The 17,562-nt window shown below is 57.8% G+C and carries 15 protein-coding genes; 6 read left to right on the forward strand and 9 right to left on the reverse strand.

The annotated features are described in order from the left end of the window. Positions 1 to 11: 11 nt before the first annotated feature. Positions 12 to 1,127 carry a xanthine dehydrogenase accessory protein XdhC gene (gene xdhC, locus hmeg3_RS17085; protein ID WP_094564785.1) on the forward strand — a complete coding sequence of 372 codons (1,116 nt, stop codon included), beginning with the start codon at positions 12 to 14 and terminating at the stop codon, positions 1,125 to 1,127. A gap of 134 nt (positions 1,128 to 1,261) precedes the next feature. Next, the gene (gene guaD / locus hmeg3_RS17090; protein ID WP_094564786.1) at positions 1,262 to 2,560 is read left to right on the forward strand and encodes a guanine deaminase; all 1,299 of its coding nucleotides are present in this window, start codon (positions 1,262 to 1,264) and stop codon (positions 2,558 to 2,560) included. A 197-nt stretch (positions 2,561 to 2,757) separates the two neighbouring features. Here guaD and hmeg3_RS17095 read toward each other — a convergent pair whose 3' ends face one another. Next, positions 2,758 to 3,936 (reverse strand): branched-chain amino acid ABC transporter substrate-binding protein, encoded by a 1,179-nt coding sequence (locus hmeg3_RS17095; RefSeq protein WP_094564787.1) that lies wholly within the window; start codon positions 3,934 to 3,936, stop codon positions 2,758 to 2,760. 192 nt (positions 3,937 to 4,128) lie between these two features. Here hmeg3_RS17095 and mutS point away from each other — a divergent pair, with 192 nt between their 5' ends. Together mutS and hmeg3_RS17105 are read left to right on the forward strand one after the other, a co-directional pair. Continuing rightward, positions 4,129 to 6,828, forward strand: coding sequence for a DNA mismatch repair protein MutS (gene mutS / locus hmeg3_RS17100; protein ID WP_094564788.1), 2,700 nt, complete (start codon positions 4,129 to 4,131; stop codon positions 6,826 to 6,828). Beyond that, on the forward strand, positions 6,825 to 7,772 hold the full coding sequence (locus hmeg3_RS17105) for a hypothetical protein (RefSeq protein ID WP_094564789.1): 948 nt from the start codon (positions 6,825 to 6,827) through the stop codon (positions 7,770 to 7,772). Before mutS ends, hmeg3_RS17105 begins: the two co-directional genes overlap by 4 nt. 194 nt (positions 7,773 to 7,966) lie before the next feature. Here hmeg3_RS17105 and hmeg3_RS17110 read toward each other — a convergent pair whose 3' ends face one another. Continuing rightward, on the reverse strand, positions 7,967 to 8,521 hold the full coding sequence (locus hmeg3_RS17110) for a peptidylprolyl isomerase (protein ID WP_094564790.1): 555 nt from the start codon (positions 8,519 to 8,521) through the stop codon (positions 7,967 to 7,969). Positions 8,522 to 8,830: 309 nt separating this feature from the next. Between hmeg3_RS17110 and hmeg3_RS17115 the strand changes: the two genes are divergently transcribed. Continuing rightward, complete coding sequence (locus hmeg3_RS17115) at positions 8,831 to 9,955, forward strand: cupin domain-containing protein (protein WP_094564791.1); 1,125 nt, start codon at positions 8,831 to 8,833, stop codon at positions 9,953 to 9,955. Between the two features lie 283 nt (positions 9,956 to 10,238). Continuing rightward, positions 10,239 to 10,493 carry a hypothetical protein gene (locus hmeg3_RS25110; RefSeq protein WP_081493455.1) on the forward strand — a complete coding sequence of 85 codons (255 nt, stop codon included), beginning with the start codon at positions 10,239 to 10,241 and terminating at the stop codon, positions 10,491 to 10,493. 211 nt (positions 10,494 to 10,704) lie between these two features. Here hmeg3_RS25110 and hmeg3_RS17125 read toward each other — a convergent pair whose 3' ends face one another. The 7 genes from hmeg3_RS17125 to htpX form a co-directional block, all read right to left on the reverse strand. Beyond that, on the reverse strand, positions 10,705 to 11,490 hold the full coding sequence (locus tag hmeg3_RS17125) for an MBL fold metallo-hydrolase (RefSeq protein WP_094564792.1): 786 nt from the start codon (positions 11,488 to 11,490) through the stop codon (positions 10,705 to 10,707). Between the two features lie 50 nt (positions 11,491 to 11,540). Next, positions 11,541 to 12,716, reverse strand: coding sequence for an outer membrane protein assembly factor BamC (gene bamC, locus hmeg3_RS17130; protein WP_369828832.1), 1,176 nt, complete (start codon positions 12,714 to 12,716; stop codon positions 11,541 to 11,543). 64 nt (positions 12,717 to 12,780) lie between these two features. Further along, positions 12,781 to 13,659, reverse strand: a complete 879-nt coding sequence (gene dapA / locus hmeg3_RS17135; RefSeq protein ID WP_094564793.1) for a 4-hydroxy-tetrahydrodipicolinate synthase — start codon at positions 13,657 to 13,659, stop codon at positions 12,781 to 12,783. Positions 13,660 to 13,803: 144 nt separating this feature from the next. After that, positions 13,804 to 15,003, reverse strand: a complete 1,200-nt coding sequence (locus hmeg3_RS17140; RefSeq protein WP_094564794.1) for a tryptophan--tRNA ligase — start codon at positions 15,001 to 15,003, stop codon at positions 13,804 to 13,806. Positions 15,004 to 15,014: 11 nt separating this feature from the next. Further along, positions 15,015 to 15,674: a site-2 protease family protein gene (locus tag hmeg3_RS17145; protein ID WP_094566418.1), complete on the reverse strand. Its 660-nt coding sequence runs from the start codon at positions 15,672 to 15,674 to the stop codon at positions 15,015 to 15,017. Positions 15,675 to 15,846: 172 nt separating this feature from the next. Further along, entirely contained in the window at positions 15,847 to 16,473 is a 627-nt protein-coding gene (locus hmeg3_RS17150; RefSeq protein ID WP_094564795.1) for an L-threonylcarbamoyladenylate synthase, read from the reverse strand. 88 nt (positions 16,474 to 16,561) lie between these two features. Further along, the gene (gene htpX, locus hmeg3_RS17155) at positions 16,562 to 17,437 is read right to left on the reverse strand and encodes a protease HtpX (protein WP_094564796.1); all 876 of its coding nucleotides are present in this window, start codon (positions 17,435 to 17,437) and stop codon (positions 16,562 to 16,564) included. Positions 17,438 to 17,562 lie beyond the last annotated feature (125 nt).

The raw sequence follows: 17,562 nt of genomic DNA on the forward strand, positions 1-17,562 counted from the left end.
CTGGAGAATTCATGTCAGCTTGGCTCGCCGCACTCAAAGACTTGCACAGCACCGCCACCCCGGCAGTGCTGGTCACGGTAGCGACCATTCAAGGGTCGACGCCGCGCGAGGCGGGTGCGCGCATGGTGTTTACGGCCGACGGCCAGTACGACACCATCGGCGGTGGTCATCTGGAATGGCGTGCGGCGCAGATCGCACGTGACATGTTGAACGCTGATCCAGCGACATTCTCCGGCACCCGCAAATTCGAACGCATCGCCCTCGGACCGAGTTTGGGTCAATGCTGCGGCGGCGTGGTTTTTCTCGCTTTTGAACGTATCGATCAACATAGCGATGCACGCATAGGCGCGATGCTGAGCGAACTGGAACATCACTGGAGTAACGGCGTTGACGTCTGGCGTGCAGTTGCGCTGGAGGCTGACGAGCCAACGTTGCTCTACGAACTGGAAGGTGAAGCCTGCGACCTGAGCACGCCCGACAATGGCCTCGACGCGACGATGTTCCGCAACACCGGCAATACTCACGTCGCGCAAGACCGTTACGGCCGCCGCTGGCTGCTGGACCGCTGCCGCGCGCATCAGCCTCAGGTTGTCCTGTTCGGCGCCGGCCATGTCGGCGCGGCCATCGTACGTGTGCTGGCAACGCTGCCGTGCCGCGTGCTGTGGGTGGATGAGCGTGAAGACATGTTCCCCGCCGACCTGCCCATGCAGGTCACGGTGGAAGCGACCGACGTACCCAACGCCGTGGTGGACATGGCGGAGCCGGGCGCGTACTTCCTCGTCATGACGCATAGCCACGCGCTGGACCAGCAACTGAGCGAACGCATTCTGAAACGCGCCGACATCGGCTGGTACGGCCTGATCGGCTCGCAGACCAAGCGCAAGCAATTCGAGCATCGCCTGCTCGACCGCGGCATCACGCAGGAACAACTGAACAAGATGACCTGCCCGATCGGCATTCCGGGCATCTATGGCAAGGAACCCGCCAGCATCGCAATCGCAGTGGTGGCGCAACTGATGCAGTTATGGGAATTACAGGCGCCAAAGGCGCAGCAGCCGCAGCGATTGGACTCGGCTGGCACCTTCAAGGCGAGGTTGGTCACACACCTGCTGGACGGCCGGAGCTAAAAGGACAACCGGACCGTCGCCTCAGCAGTATCTGTTCCAGCACACCATCTCATACCAGTATCATTCGGTTGTTCGCAGTTGCGCCTTCACGTCACGCGCAGCACGCAACCGAATAGCCAGATTAAGGATTACCCATGACTTCCCACGTGCAAGCCTATCGCGCCAGCCTGCTCCATTTCCGCAACGACCCCGCCTTCGATGAACACGCCACGCAATGGCATAGCGACGGCCTGCTAATCGTCGCCGATGGAAAGATCGTCGCCGCCGGCGATTACAGCCAGCTGTCCGCTACCCTGCCCGCTGACTGCGTGCCGCTCGACTATCGCGGCAAGATCATCACGCCCGGCTTCATCGACACCCACGTCCACTATCCGCAAACCGACATCATCGGCTCGCCCGCGCCGGGCCTGCTGCCTTGGCTGAACACCTACACCTTCCCGGCCGAGCGGAGCTTTGAGAGCGGCGAACATGCGAGTGAAGTGGCCGATTTCTTCCTGGCTGAACTGCTGCGCAACGGCACCACCACGGCCGCCGTGTATTGCACCGTGCATCCGCAATCGGTCGATGCCTTCTTCACCCGCAGCAGCGAACTGAACCTGCGCATGGTGGCCGGCAAATGCCTGATGGATCGCAATGCGCCGGACTTCCTGCGCGACACCGCCGAGAGCGGCGCGCGCGAGACAGAAGAACTGATCAATCGCTGGCACAACAAGGGCCGCCAGCACTACGCCATCACGGTACGTTTTGCGCCGACCTCTACCCCGGCGCAACTGAAGCTGGCCGGCGAACTGGCGACGCAATACCGCGACACCTACATCCAGACACACGTTGCCGAAAACACCGATGAAGTGAAATGGGTCAAGGAGCTCTTCCCCGACAGCCGCAGCTATCTCGACGTCTACGACCAGTACGGCCTGATGCGCGAACGTGCGCTGTATGCCCACTGCATCTGGCTGGACGACGCCGACCGCGCCCGCATGGCGGCGACGCAATCGGTGGCGACGGTATGCCCGACATCCAACCTGTTCCTCGGCAGCGGCCTGTTCGACTTCGCCAACGCCGACAAGCTGCGCATGCCGGTGTCGCTGGCAACCGATGTGGGCGGCGGCACCAGCTTCTCGATGCTGCAGACGATGAATGAGCTGTACAAGGTAGGCCGCATGGCCGGTACGCATCTGGCGGCGCAACGGATGTTCTACATGGCGACGCTGGGCGGTGCGCGCGCACTGCAACTGGAAGGCACGATCGGCAACTTTGCCGCCGGCTGCGATGCCGACTTCATCGTGCTCGATCCGAAATGCACACCGCTGCTGGCGCGCCGCAGCGCCACCACGGAGAGTCTGGAAGAACAACTGTTTGCCCTGGCGATCCTGGCCGACGACCGCGCGATTGCGGCGACGTATTCGGCGGGAGACTGCGTACATACGCGATAAGCTTAAAAAAGCGCCCTTTTGCAGCAAAGCAAAAGGGCGTCACAGGACGACGTTGACCGTAGGGAGTTAAAAGGCGTAAGACAATTTGGCACCCAACTCGGTGGTTTTATTGGCAGGCTCAATCGCCGTCAGACCGTTGGCATTGACGACTGGATCGCTATCGCCGATCTTGCATTAGCGCGCGGCCCTGCCAGTTCCTATCTACAGACGGAAGGACGGTCTGACGAAAATTCCTTCAGCGGTCGCCAGCCGGTCGTTGCGGATTGATACAGGGTGTAGAAATAATTGACGGCGTTGCCCTGTTGGTCGAAGGCGATTTCCCCGCTAAGCCCGTTAAAGCGATACCGATGCAAGGCTGCAGTAATTTTTTTCCCGTCCAGAGAATCTGCCTGACGAATTGCATCGATCAGCACATTCGTCGCGTTGTAGGCATAGCGGGAAAACGATGTCGGCGGGCGCGAAAATTTTGCCTGATATCGTTGCTGAAAAGATTTCCAGCTGCGACATTGATCCAGCGCCGCGTCGGGCTCCAGGGTGTAGACGGGGAAACGCTCGGCACCCACAGTGAACGCCTGGTTCACCACGCCGCCGGTCAGCAACAAGCCGGCCGTCGCCTTCAGCCGCTTTGCGGTCTGAACGAACGCGGCTGCCTGAGTCGCATTGGCGCTGAAAAAGATCAGGTCAGCCTGATTCTCGACAACGGCTTTCAACGGCGCATTGAAATCGGAAGTATTGCTGCTTACCGTTGACTGATAAACAATTTTTACGGGACGTTCTTTGAGTTGCTGCACGAAGGCTTCAGACAGGGACCTGCTGAAGGGGGAATCGTTGCCGATCACGGCAATACGGTAGGCCTTCAGGACGTTCACCGCCGATTCCACCAGGTAGTAGGCGGTGCGGTCGCTGCTGGCAGGGACGCGAAATGTTGTCTGGTAACCCTTCCGGGTGTACGGCGCGCCCGATGCGGTAAACATCAATTGGGGAATGAAGTTTTGTTCATAGGTAGCCGCCACGGCCATGGCCGTCGCGGTCGACCAATGGCCGATGACGCCCGCTACCTGGGATCGGACAAAATATTGCGCAGCAAAACCGGCAATGTTGACATCCGACTTGTCGTCCTGTGCAGTCAGTACGAACTGAATCGGGGCATTCATGCCTGTGAGCCTGAAAGAACGCAGGTTCGCTTCGGCAATCGCCAACTCAGCACCATCCCTGGCGCTGCTCACCATGCTGTCGCCCAGTGGTCCGGCAAACCCGACTGCTACCTTTTTGAACCCGCCATCCTGTGCTTGGGCGGAGATCGTTCCGACAGGCAACAACTCCATTAATAATGCCATGGCGAGGCGCCAGGGCCAGCGTTGAACGATTACTTTCATAGACCTGGCCCCAGTGAGGGAATAAATTAAACAAAATCGAACGAGGGATTAACAATAGTCGAAAATCAGCTCACTGAACAAGCCTTGCTTCAGGCTCGTATAGCAACCCGGCACGCGGTAAAATGGCGAACCACACCAAACCTACTCGTTCTACGACGCCACTCTCCTGCGGCGTCGGTAATCAGTGACTGAATGACCAAACATTTGAAATCCACCGTTGAATCCGATGCCGGCAGCGCCGGCGGCGAGAAACACACTCCCATGATGGTCCAGTATCTGCGCATCAAGGCAGAGTATCCGACCACGCTGGTGTTCTACCGCATGGGCGACTTTTACGAGCTGTTTTTCGACGACGCCGAAAAAGCCTCACGACTGATGGGCATCACGCTGACCCAGCGCGGCTCGTCCAACGGTTCGCCGATCAAGATGGCGGGCATCCCCTTCCATTCCGTCGACCAGTATCTGGTCAAGCTGATCAAACTGGGCGAATCGGTGGCTATCTGCGAGCAGATCGGCGACCCGGCCACCAGCAAGGGGCCAGTGGAACGCAAGGTAGTACGCGTGATCACGCCGGGCACGTTGACCGACTCCGACCTGCTGCCGGAAAAATCCGAACGGCCGCTGCTGGCGATGAACGTCGCCTCCGGCAAGCAACGCAAATCCGTCACCGTCGGGCTGGCATGGCTGTCCATGGCCAGCGGTGCCTTGAAGCTCATGGAATTTACGGTGGAACCGGCCTTGCTGGAAGCCCGCCTGAAGCAGGAGCTGGAGCGCATCTCGCCGGCGGAAACACTGATCGGCGACAGCGAAGAAGCAGCTTACGCACACCTCCTCAGCGGCAAACCGACCACCGTGCCGGACTGGCACTTCGACCAGCCGAGTGGTGAAAAATCGCTGCTGGATCAGTTGTCGGTCGCCACCCTCAACGGCTTCGGCGCAGAAGGCATGACGGCCGCCATCGGCGCCGGCGGCGCGCTGTTGCGCTATGCTCAGTCGACACAAGGCAAGGGCCTGCAACACGTGCGCGCCCTGACCGTAGAATCGGAAAACGAATTCATCGGCCTGGATGCCTCCACCCGCCGCAATCTGGAACTGACCGAAACCATTCGCGCGCAAGACGCCAATGCGCTGGCGCCAACGCTGTTTTCGCTGCTCGACCATTGCCGTACGGCGATGGGTTCGCGCCTGCTGCGCCACTGGCTGCATCACGCACGCCGCGATCAACGCGTCGCCAAGGCGCGCCACGCCGCCATCAATGCCTTGATGCGCACCGACGCCTGCTCGGGCTTGTCGGCGACGCTGGCTGCCGTACCGGATATCGAACGCATTACCACTCGCATCGCCCTGCTGTCGGCGCGTCCGCGCGACCTGGCAGGCTTGCGCGCGGGTTTGCAGCAACTCGGTTCACTGCGCAATTACGTCGCCATGTGCAGCCGCGATGCGGATGCCCCGCTGCTGTTGGAGTTGCACGAAGCGCTGGCAACGCCGACCGAATGCGTCGACTTGCTGGAACGGTCCATCATGCTGGAACCAGCTGCCATGGTGCGCGACGGCGGCGTGATCGCACGTGGCTTCGACGCCGATCTCGATGAGCTGCGCGGCCTGTCGGAAAACGCCGGCCAGTTCCTGATCGATCTGGAAACGCGCGAACGCGCCCGCACCGGCATCGCCAATCTGCGTGTCGAGTACAACAAGGTGCACGGCTTCTACATCGAAGTCACGCATGGCCAGACCGACAAGGTGCCGGACGACTATCGCCGCCGCCAGACGCTCAAAAACGCCGAACGCTACATCACGCCGGAATTGAAGGCATTCGAAGACAAGGCCTTGTCGGCGCAGGAACGCGCCCTGTCGCGCGAGAAATTCCTCTACGACCAACTGCTGCAGGATCTGGCACCGCACATCGTCACACTCCAAGCTATCGCTCACGCACTGGCTCAACTCGATACGCTGGTGGCGCTGGCCGATCATGCCGCGCGCAACAACTGGTGCGCGCCGCAACTGGTGACCGAGCCAACCATCCTGATCGAGCAAGGCCGCCATCCGGTGGTGGAAAATCAGATCGAGCGCTTCATCGCCAACGATTGTGCCTTCAGCGCCGACCGCAAGCTGTTGCTGATCACCGGCCCCAACATGGGCGGTAAATCGACCTTCATGCGCCAGGTGGCGCTGATCACACTGCTGGCTTACATCGGCAGCTTCGTACCGGCGACCAGCGCGACGATCGGGCCGATCGACCGCATCTTTACACGTATCGGCGCCGCCGACGATCTGGCCGGCGGCCGGTCTACCTTCATGGTGGAAATGACGGAGTCGGCCTCCATCCTCAACAACGCGACCGAAAATTCGCTGGTGCTGATGGACGAAGTCGGCCGCGGCACGTCGACCTTCGATGGTCTCGCACTGGCATGGGCGATCGCCAAACATCTGATCGACGTCACACGCAGCTTCACACTGTTCGCGACGCACTACTTCGAACTGACGCAATTGCCGGAAATACATCCAACCGCTTCCAACGTGCATTTGTCGGCGGTGGAGCACAAGGACAGCATCGTCTTCCTGCATGCGGTGCAAGCCGGCCCGGCATCGCAAAGCTACGGCTTGCAGGTGGCGCAACTGGCCGGCGTACCGACGCCCGTCATCCGCGCCGCGCGCAAGCATCTGACCGCACTGGAAACACAGTCGGTGCAGACCACGCCGCAGTTCGATCTGTTCAGCACGCAATCGCATAGTGCGAGGGATGACGACGCGGATGACGCGGTCTCTTCCGCAGCAATTGATCCTGCCGCGCTGGCTGTCGCGGAAGCACTGGCAGATATCGATCCGGACGCCATGACGCCGCGCCAGGCGCTGGAAGCCCTGTACCGTCTCAAGCAACTGGGCAGTGCATGAAACTGAGGCTGAAGCCCTTGCGCGCACTCGTCTTTGCCAGCGCAGTGCTTATCAGCACGACGTTGCAAACGGCGACAGCGCAAGACAGTTTTCAGTTCGGCGTCATCGGCCACTCTTTTAGCGGCAACCCGGATGGCACCGTACTCAGCAAGGCACTGAGCGAAAGCGATGCAGACAACCTCGCCTTCGTCGTCGTCAACGGCGTCAAATCGGCCGCAGAACCCTGCAGCGATACGCTCTACAGCGAACGTCGCGATTTGCTGAAGGAGGCGGAGAACGGCGTCATTGTTTCACTCGCCGCGAGTGACTGGGTCAGCTGCCGCAACAAGAACGGCTCGATCGCCATCGAGCGTCTGAACCGCGTACGCGACCTGTTTTTCCCCGATGAGTTTTCATTCGGCGCCAGCAAGGTGCCGCTGTTCCGCCAGTCGGTAACACCGAAGTTTCGCAGCTATACGGAGAACGCGCGCTGGGAGTTCGGCAACATTCTGTTTGCGACAATCAACCTGCCGGCCGCAAACAATCATTTCCTGCCCGACGGCGGCCGCAACAGCGAATTCGAAGACCGCCTGATCGCCAACAAGGATTGGCTGCAGCGCCTGTTCACCTTCGCCACGCAAAGGAAAATGGCGGGCATCGTGCTGTTCACCGACGGCAATCCGCTGGCGCAACCAAGCCAGCGCCCTTTCCTGCTGCGCGGACAACGCGATGGCTTCTCCGAAACACGGCAGCGCATCACGACGCTGGCCGGTGAGTTTCGCGGCAAGGTCTTGCTGGTGCATGGAGAAAATCTGAAGAACGAATCCAACGCCGGCATACTCTGGCGCCGCAATCTGGGTAGCATCGGTGTGGCGTCGGGGTGGTCGAAGTTTGCTGTGGACAACAGCAAGCCGAATATCTTTGCGCTGGCGAATGAGACGAAGTCGGCGCCTGCTTCGCAGTAGTTGTTGCGGCACATGACCGCGCTTGTTAAATCGCTTTTCCCTGCTTTGCTCAGGCGCTGATACGTCGCTGGATCCTGACTTTCGCCAGGACGACAAGTGACTTGCTTGATATTGCAACGGCCACAAAAAAACGCAGCCGAGGCCGCGTTTTTTATTTTCCTTGCATCTGTTCGCAGCAGGGCCGCAGGCAGATTTCAGTGTACTGGATGGCTGCGGAAGTGATCGCCTTCATCGCCTTCGTCATCGCCATGATCGTGACCGTGGTCGTGATGGTGATGGCCGTGCGGACCGTGCACGTGCTGATGCTGGATTTCTTCTTCCGTCGCTTCGCGCACTTCGGTGACATTCAGGTCAAAGCGTAACGCGATGCCGGCCAGCGGATGGTTGCCGTCGAGGACGACCTTGTCGTCAGCGATTTCAGTGACGGTAAAGATCACCGCAGCCTGGTTTTCATCGTCCGGCGAACCTTCGAACTGCATGCCGACTTCGATCGGCGACGGCAGGCGATTCTTTGGTTCGATCTTGACCAGCTCTGCATCGTATTCGCCGAAGGCATCTGCCGGTTCGACCTGAATGGTCACGTTGTAGCCGGTTTCCTTGCCGTCCAGCGCTTCTTCAATCTTTGGCAGCGTGTTTTCGTAACCGCCGTGCAGATAGACCATCGGCTCCTGGCTTTCTTCGATCAGTTGGCCTTGCGCGTCGGACAGTTTGTACTTGACGGAAACGACGGTATTTTTGGCAATCTTCATGTATGCCCCTTCTCTTGGTTCTGGTTCATCGGTCATTGCAGGTCTGGTGAAGCGCCGGACTGAACCGGCGACAACCTGCCACGTTTTTGCTTATGCTGCGAGGGCCGTATTCTGGTGCAAGCCCGAGAAGGCATGACATGGGAATGTACTGCAATCTGCAAGCCGAATTATACCCTTTCGCCGATATTGTCATTACGTTCGCCGGCCACAGGCATTCGATGCGGTTGGCATGCAGACAAGCTGCTGAAGCGACGCTGCTTCTGCGTTCTCTGCTGCATCCCCTGCGGCATTGCGCTCTATAATGTCGCCATGAAAAATACCCTGACTCTGCTCGGCGACATCAGTCCCGCCACTTTCCTGCGCGATTACTGGCATAAGAAACCTTTGCTGATCCGCCAGGCGATTCCCGGCTTTACTCCGCTGTTGTCGCGCCAGGCGCTGTTCGACATGGCCTCGCGTGATGATGTCGAGTCGCGCCTGATCCAGCAAAACGGCGACGATTGGAAAATGGATCACGGTCCGCTGACCAAGCTGCCGGCGCTCAAACAGAAGGAATGGTCCATGCTGGTCCAGGGTGTCAATCTGCATGACGACGCGGCCGATGCGCTGCTGCGCCAGTTCCGCTTCATCCCCGATGCACGTCTGGATGACCTGATGATCAGCTATGCCAGCGATGGCGGCGGTGTCGGCCCCCATTTCGATTCCTACGACGTGTTTCTGCTGCAAGCACATGGCCAGCGCCGCTGGCGCATCAGCGCGCAAAAAGACTTGTCGCTGGTGGATGGAATGCCGTTGAAGATTCTGAAGAACTTCAAGTCGGAACAGGAATTTGTGCTGGAACCCGGCGACATGCTGTATCTGCCGCCGCATTATGCGCACGATGGCGTTGCCATTGGCGAGTGCATGACGTATTCGATCGGTTTCCGTGCGCCGGCTTATCAGGAACTCGGTGAGGCCTTCCTCCAATTCATGGCGGACTCCATCGATCTGCCGGGACGTTACGCCGACCCGGCACTGACACCGGCCAAGCATCCCGCGCAACTGCCTGAGGAATTGCTGTCGCAGGTGACCGAGGAAATCAACAAAATGCGCTTCACCGACGACGACATCACGATCTTCCTCGGCGAGTATTTGTCGGAGCCGAAGGCCTCGGTTTTCTTCGATCCTGCAGAAAAATCGCTCACGCCCGCACGCTTCGCACAGGCTGCAAACAAGCGCGGGCTCAAGCTTTCGCGCAAAACGCAGATGCTGTATCGCGGCAAGCACGTGTTCATCAATGGCGAATCGTTTGGCGTCGGCCGCGCCGACAAAGCACTGCTGAGCGTACTGGCCGATGAGCGTCGCCTGGACAAAAGCGCGTTGCAACATGCTTCAGCGGATGTGATGGAGGCCTTTCACAACTGGTATGAGGACGGCTGGCTGGAGCTGTCTTAACAAGCTTAAAAATTCATCGTTTTTGGTTTTTCCGGACATGTCCGAATCGCGGAAACCTGCATGAATAAAGGCCTGACGACAAGCTGACTGGATTTCCGACAATCTTACAAATTCTTACAGAAAAGAATAATTCGCATGTGATTTTCGGAAAAAGTGGCTATAATATCGGGCTGGAAAGCTTTCGTTGTTAAGCGAACGTGTAAGACACCGAAAACATCCTATAGAGCGATAATTACCGGTAATTATTCATCGCAAAATTTTGATTATTATTGAAGGAATATTCATGAAAAAGACTCTGTTGATCGCATCTTTGTTGGCTGTTGCTCTGGCTGCTTGCGGTAAAAAAGAAGAAGCTCCTGCACCTGCACCAGCTCCAGCAGCTGAAGCTCCAGCAGCAGCACCAGCAGCTCCAGCAGCTGATGCAAAGCCAGCTGACGCAGCTCCTGCAGCTCCAGCAGCTGATGCTAAGCCAGCTGACGCTGCTCCTGCAGCACCAGCAGCTGACGCTAAGCCAGCTGACGCAGCACCAGCAAAATAATCAACTGATTATTGAAAAAGCCGACCCAAGGGTCGGCTTTTTTTATGTCCGTCGTCTTTGGCGTGACTTGTTCGGACTTGCACGTCTCAACGTGCGCACATCCACTGAAGAAGAAATGTTTCCATTTCGACAGCACCGAATACAGTATCCATCCAACTTCCCCGCAACATCCACTTCGCAGCGTGAGCGGCCTTTAAAGCAACGCAGTTGATCAACTGATGGCAATCCAGCCGAATCCCTCTTCCTGGCAGGCGATCATAATCTCGCCCGGATGCGCATCCAATGCACCGCACAGCGCTGCGCGCGCCAGCTCCGGCGTATTGTTCTTCAGGCTCAGATGAGCACCAATCACGGTTTTCAATTTTTGCTTCTCGAGTGCCGCAAGAATTTCAGCGCTGGTGTCGTTGGCCAGATGGCCGTACGCACCGCCGATACGACGCTTCAGCGATGGCGGATAGGCTGAGTCGGCCAGCATCTGGCGATCGTGATTACATTCCAGTACCAGCGCATCGCAACCGCCAAGCGCTTGCACCAGATGGGCAGTCGACTGTCCCGCATCGGTCAGCACGCCCAGCTTGTAGTGACCGTCATTGGCAACGTACTGCACCGGTTCGCGCGCATCGTGCGGCACCGTGTATGGCAAAAATGACAAGTCACCGATAACGAGTTCTTCGCTGTCGCGGCAAAAATGCAGCTCGACACCTTTGCAAGCGTCTTCACCAACTGCCTGGTAAGTGCCGTACGTCAGCCAGACCGGAATGCCATGACGACGGGCGAACTTAAAGGCACCGCCGACATGATCCTGATGTTCATGCGTGACGATGATGCCGGAAATATCTTGAGGGAGCTTGCCGATGCGCGTCAGGCGACGCTCGGTTTCTTTGATACCGAAACCGCAATCCAGCATGACCGTAGTGGTGACGCTGGAATGACTTGAGGTGCCGGTGATGATGAGGGCATTGCCTTCGCTGCCACTGCCGAGACTTGCAAATTTCAACAGTGGCCTCGCGAAGACATGTACCGCTTGCTACGAATTTACCTGAGCACTTACTTCAGCTGATCGTTCAACAGACCCAGGATCTTGTCCGCTGTCTGCGAAACTTCAGCCTTGCCGTCGTTGTTCTGAACGGTGATGTTGCTGACGTCGCCGGTACCCTTGACCACGATACGATAGCGCGCTGCTGTCTTGTCCTTGTTCTTGGAGCTGAACAGGTTCGAGAAGAAGCCGCCGGACTCCTTGTCCTTGGCATCCTGGTTCTGATCAACGTAACGCACGAAATAGACGCCTTGCGAGCGATCACGGTCTTCCACAGTGAAGCCGACGCGATCCAGCGCCAGACCGACACGACGCCATGCGCGGTCGAAGCTTTCATCCACTTGTACGCTGGAGCCGGTAGCAGCCTTCAACAGCTTGGAACGCGCTTGCAGGCTCGGTGCATTGGCAACCGCAGCCTTGGCCTTGGTTTCTTCTGCACCCAGACGCACCATCAGACGCGCGAGGAATTCTGCTTCCAGACCTGGATCGGAAGGACGTGCCGTCCACACCGAAGTTTCCTTGGCAGAGCCGGTCAGCACTTCTTCGGCGCCGCGATGGCTGATGAAGATTTCAGTGGTGCCGTTCGGACCGCGTTCCAGACGAGTACGGAACTTGTCACGCTCACCCGTGGAGTACAGCGAGTCAAACACTTTCCCCAGTGTGTTGCGGATGAAGTCTTGCGGAATCTTGGCGCGGTTTTCAGCCCAGTCGGTTTCCATCACGCCGGTGTCAGGCGATTCGACGTTGATCAGGAAACCGGAGTCTTGCCAGAAGTCCTTGATCGGTGTCCACAGCTGTTCCGGTGTTTGCGAGACGACCAGCCAGCGCTGAGTGCCATCGCGCTCGATACGCAGATCACCCTTGGCTTGCGGCGCCACGGCAGCTGCTTCTGCAGCAGGACGAGTCTTCTGTTCAAGGTTGTAGCCGGACGCGGTAGCTACGCCCTTGTTTGCTTCAGGAATCGCATAGCGGTTGTCGCGTTGCAGTTGTGTCAGATCAGGCGGTACTTCGAGTCGTGGACCCTTGGCTTTTTCTGCGCTCTTGTAGTCGATACGGTCCCCTTCCAGCATGTTGCTGACGGCACTGCATCCTGCGAGGCTGGTGAAAGCCAGAGCAATCATAAGACCCGTGAGACCACGTTGTGGGAGAAGACGTGAAGCAGAGTGAACGTTCTTGCGAATTGTCATATCGTTGCAATGAAAAGCGGGTTCGGGTTCAAGGGAAAACGACACTGCCGTTTATGTTAATTAATTATTTTAATACACCGGACTCACGCAGCGCGCCACGCACGGTATCGTGATAAGCGTCGCCCAGCGGAGCCAGCGGCAAACGCATGCCGGATTCGATCAGGCCCATCTCCATCATTGCCCACTTCAGCGGTACAGGATTTGGTTCGACAAACAGCTTGTTATGCAAAGGCAGCAGCTTGTTGTTCAGTTCGATTGCGCGGGCGATATTACCGCTCATGGCCGCAACACACAGCTCGTGCATATCGCGCGGCGCGACGTTGGCCGTCACCGAAATATTGCCGTGGCCGCCGTACAGCATCAGCGCAATCGCCGTAGCGTCGTCGCCGGAATAAATGGAGAACGATTTCGGCGCCAGACGGATCAGATCCGTGCCGCGGCCGATATTGCCGGTTGCATCCTTGACGCCGACGATGCCCTTCACTTGCGCCAGGCGCAGGATGGTTTCGTTGCTCATATCTGCAACGGTGCGGCCCGGCACGTTATACAAAATCACGGGCAAGTCGACCGACTCGGCGATCTTCTTGAAGTGCAGGTACATGCCTTCTTGCGTCGGGCGGTTGTAGTAGGGAACAACCTGCAGCGATGCATCGGCGCCAACCTTCTTGGCGAACTCGGTCAACTCGATTGCTTCCGAGGTCGAATTGCCGCCGGTGCCGGCGATGATGGGGATACGTTTTGCGGTGTGCTCTACCGCCACTTTGATCAGCTCGGAATGTTCTTCGACCGATACGGTCGGGGATTCGCCAGTAGTACCGACGATAACGATGCCGTCGGTGCCTTCTGCGATATGCCAATCAATCAACTTGCGCAATCCCGGGAAATCGAGACTGCCATCCGGATGCATCGGCGTGACGATGGCGACTATGCTGCCCTTGATCATGATGTTAGTGCGTAGTGAGTAGAAAATAAAAGACCGATTGTAGCGGATAGCCACTGCTATCGGTCAATTTGTTCAGATTTGCTTACATAGAACCCATACTTTGCAGGGTTTTGCCCGGCTGAGGTCAAGGGATCTCAATAGCGCTTAATAACCCAGTCCCATGGCTTCGCGGACGTCGCGCATGGTGTCTTGCGCCAGCTTGCGGGCCGTATCGCAGCCGTCTGCAATGATGGCGCGCACCAGCGATGGGTCGTCGATATATTGCTGCGCCCGTTCCAGCATCGGTTGCTGTTCTTTCAGGATGGCATCAATAACCGGTTGCTTGCATTCCAGACAACCAATCCCGGCGGAACGGCAACCCTTGTCGACCCATTGCCGTGCAGCATCATCGGAATAGACCAGATGGAATTGCCAAACCGGACATTTGGTCGGATCACCGGGATCGGTGCGGCGCACGCGTTGTGGATCGGTCGGCATGGTGCGGACCTTCTTGGTGACGGAATCCTTGTCTTCGCGCAGTGCGATGGCATTGCCGTAGCTCTTGGACATTTTTGCGCCGTCCAGCCCGGGCAAGCGTGAGGCTTCTGTCAGCAAGGCTTGCGGCTCGGTCAGGATCAACTTGCGGCTGCCTTCCAGATAACCAAACAGGCGCTCGCGGTCGATCATGGACAAATTCTGCGCGTCGTCGAGCATGGCCTTGGCTTGCTCCAGCGCTTCTTCGTTGCCCTGCTCCTGAAATTGCGTGCGTAGCTCCTGATACAGCTTGGAGCGTTTGCTGCCGAGTTTTTTGACGGCTTCGCGCGCTTTTTCCTCGAAACCTTTTTCCTTGCCGTAGAGATGGTTAAAGCGACGCGAAATCTCGCGCATCATCTCGATATGGGGAATCTGGTCTTCGCCCACCGGCACCTGACTGGCGCGGTAGATCAGCACGTCGGCCGCTTGCAGCAACGGATAACCGAGGAAACCATAAGTCGCCAGATCGCGATCAGCCAGTTTCTCCTGCTGATCCTTATAGGTCGGCACGCGCTCCAGCCAGCCCAGAGGTGTCGCCATCGACAACAACAGATGCAGCTCGGCGTGTTCAGGTACGCGTGACTGAATGAACAAGGTGGATTGGGAAGGATCGACACCGGCGGCTAACCAGTCGATCACCATTTCCCAGGTGCTGGTTTCGATGACGCTTGGGTCATCGTAGTGTGTCGTCAATGCATGCCAGTCAGCAACAAAAAACAGGCAAGGCAGTTCAGATTGCAGCTTGACCCAGTTCTTCAGGGCGCCGTGATAGTGGCCCAGATGCAGCGCGCCTGTGGGGCGCATACCGGAGACAACGCGGTCAGGATACATGGTGTGTGTTTTTAAAAAAGTAAGGACAACGGCGAAGTAATCAACTGCAGCAAGCTTCCTGCCAGGTACATGACCGGCGCCATCCACCAGGTGTAAATCACCTTGAGCAAAACCAATGCCATGACGATAAAGAAACCGTAAGGCTCAATCTGTGCAAATTTATACGCATATTTGTTCGGCAGCAAACTGGTCAGAATGCGGCCGCCATCCAGCGGTGGGATCGGAAACAGGTTGAAGGCGAACATCACCAGATTGGTCAGCACTCCGGCTTTGGCCATCAACATGAAGAATTCTTCTTCGACGCCACCGATTGCCAATGCGTAAATCATCAGCGTCCAGATCAATGCCATCAGGAAGTTGGCAGCCGGACCGGCAAGCGCTACCCACGCCATATCGCGCTTGGGCTTGCGCAGCTTGCCGAAGTCCAGCGGCACCGGCTTGGCATAACCGAACAGGAAAGCCCCGCTGGTTGCGAAATACAGCAACACCGGAATCACGATGGTGCCGAAAGGATCGATGTGTTTGAGTGGATTGAGGCTCATGCGCCCCATCATGTAGGCGGTCGTGTCGCCAAAGTACTTTGCAGCAAAGGCGTGAGCCGCCTCGTGCAGTGTAATCGCGAACAGTACCGGGAGCGCATACACTGCGACAGTCTGGATAAGATCATTCATGGGTGCGAATTTTAGCAGAGGGATCAGGCGGGGCTGCCGGAAAATCGGCAGATAGAGCAAGAAATACGGGAAGGCGCTCTTGAACACCTCCCCAGACTGCGGATATTGACGACATGACAACGATTACATGCATGAATGCCCTGGCATCCGATGAATCATTCCAAAAGGCAATTTATAAACCGAACGGCGCCGCGTCACCCCGCCCCTGCCGTACCAGCACCGGCTCGGTGTCATCGCTGAGATCGATGACCGTGGTCGGCTCCAGGCTACAGGCGCCGCTGTCGATGACGAGCTCAATCTGCTTTTCCAGACGATCGCGAATATCCCCGGCATCGGTCAGCGCATCGTCCTGATCCGGCAGGATCAGGGTCGTGCCGATCAAGGGCTGGCCCAGTTCTGCCAGCAAGGCGTGGGCGATCTGGTTTTCCGGCACGCGCAGGCCGATGGTCTTGCGCGACGGATGGCTCAGGCGGCGCGGTACTTCCTTGGTAGCTTCCAAAATGAAGGTGTACGGCCCCGGCGTTGCCGCCTTGAGCAAACGGTACTGGCGGTTGTCGACCTTGGCGTATTGGGCGATTTCGCTGAGATCGCGGCACAGCAAGGTCAGATGATGCTTTTCGTCGACACCGCGGATACGGCGCAGGCGTTCCACCGCATTCTTGTCATCGAGCTGGCATACCAGCGCATAACAGGAATCGGTCGGCAAGGCGACGATGCCGCCGCCCTGGATAATCTGCGCGGCCTGCTTGATCAGGCGCAGTTGAGGGTTATCGGGATGGATCTGGAAAAACTGACTCATGAATCCTTCGTTTCAAAATCGAATACGGTTTTCAAAAAGGCAAAACGGCGGCGCTACACTGCACCGCCGTTTTTCTGTCGTTGCCGGCTTATCGCTGACCGCGCAATGCCGCGATGCGCTGTTCCATCGGCGGGTGCGTGGAAAACAACTCCATGAAACCCGGCTTGTCGTTGATGCCCATTGCCGCCATCGATTCCGGCAAACCGCTGACCGGGATGCCACCCAGACGCGCCAGCGCATTGATCATTGGCTGTGGGCCACCAAGCAGCTTGGCAGAACCGGCGTCAGCACGGAATTCGCGATGACGCGAGAACCAAGCCACGATCATCGACGCACCGATACCAAACACGATCTGGCAAACCATGACGGTCACCATGTAGCCGATGCCAGGGCCGGAATTGTCATTGTTACGGCGCAACGCCGAGTCCACGAAGTAACCGACCACGCGCGACAGGAATACGACGAAGGTGTTCACCACGCCCTGAATCAGCGTCATGGTCACCATGTCGCCGTTGGCGATATGCGCCACTTCATGGCCGAGCACGGCTTCGACTTCTTCTTTGGTCATGCCTTGCAGCAGGCCGGTCGACACGGCAACCAATGCAGAATCCTTGAACGCGCCGGTAGCGAAAGCATTCGGCTCGCCTTCATAAACAGCAACTTCAGGCATGCCGATGCCGGCGCGCTGCGCCAGCTTGCTGACGGTATTGACCAGCCAGACTTCGGTGGAATTGACCGGCGTATCGATCACGCGCGCACCGGTACTCCACTTCGCCATGGTCTTGCTCATCAGCAGCGAAATGATGGAACCGGTAAAACCGACGACGATGGAAAACACCAGCAGCATCGGCAGGTTGAGTCCAGCACGCGTCAGGAATCTGTCCACGCCGAGCAGGGACAAGATCACGCTCATCACCACCAGCACGGCGATATTGGTCGCGAGGAAGAGGAATATGCGTTTCATCCGGAAAACTCCTATCAGGAAAGTGGTTATTAGATAGGAACAATCATGGGGAAATCAAGAGATGTGCCGTAAAGCATTGATCGTAGTCCTCTTGATCTACATGTCGAGTCGCTAACAGAGCGTCG

Source organism: Herbaspirillum sp. meg3 (assembly GCF_002257565.1).
Classification (GTDB): domain Bacteria; phylum Pseudomonadota; class Gammaproteobacteria; order Burkholderiales; family Burkholderiaceae_D; genus Herbaspirillum.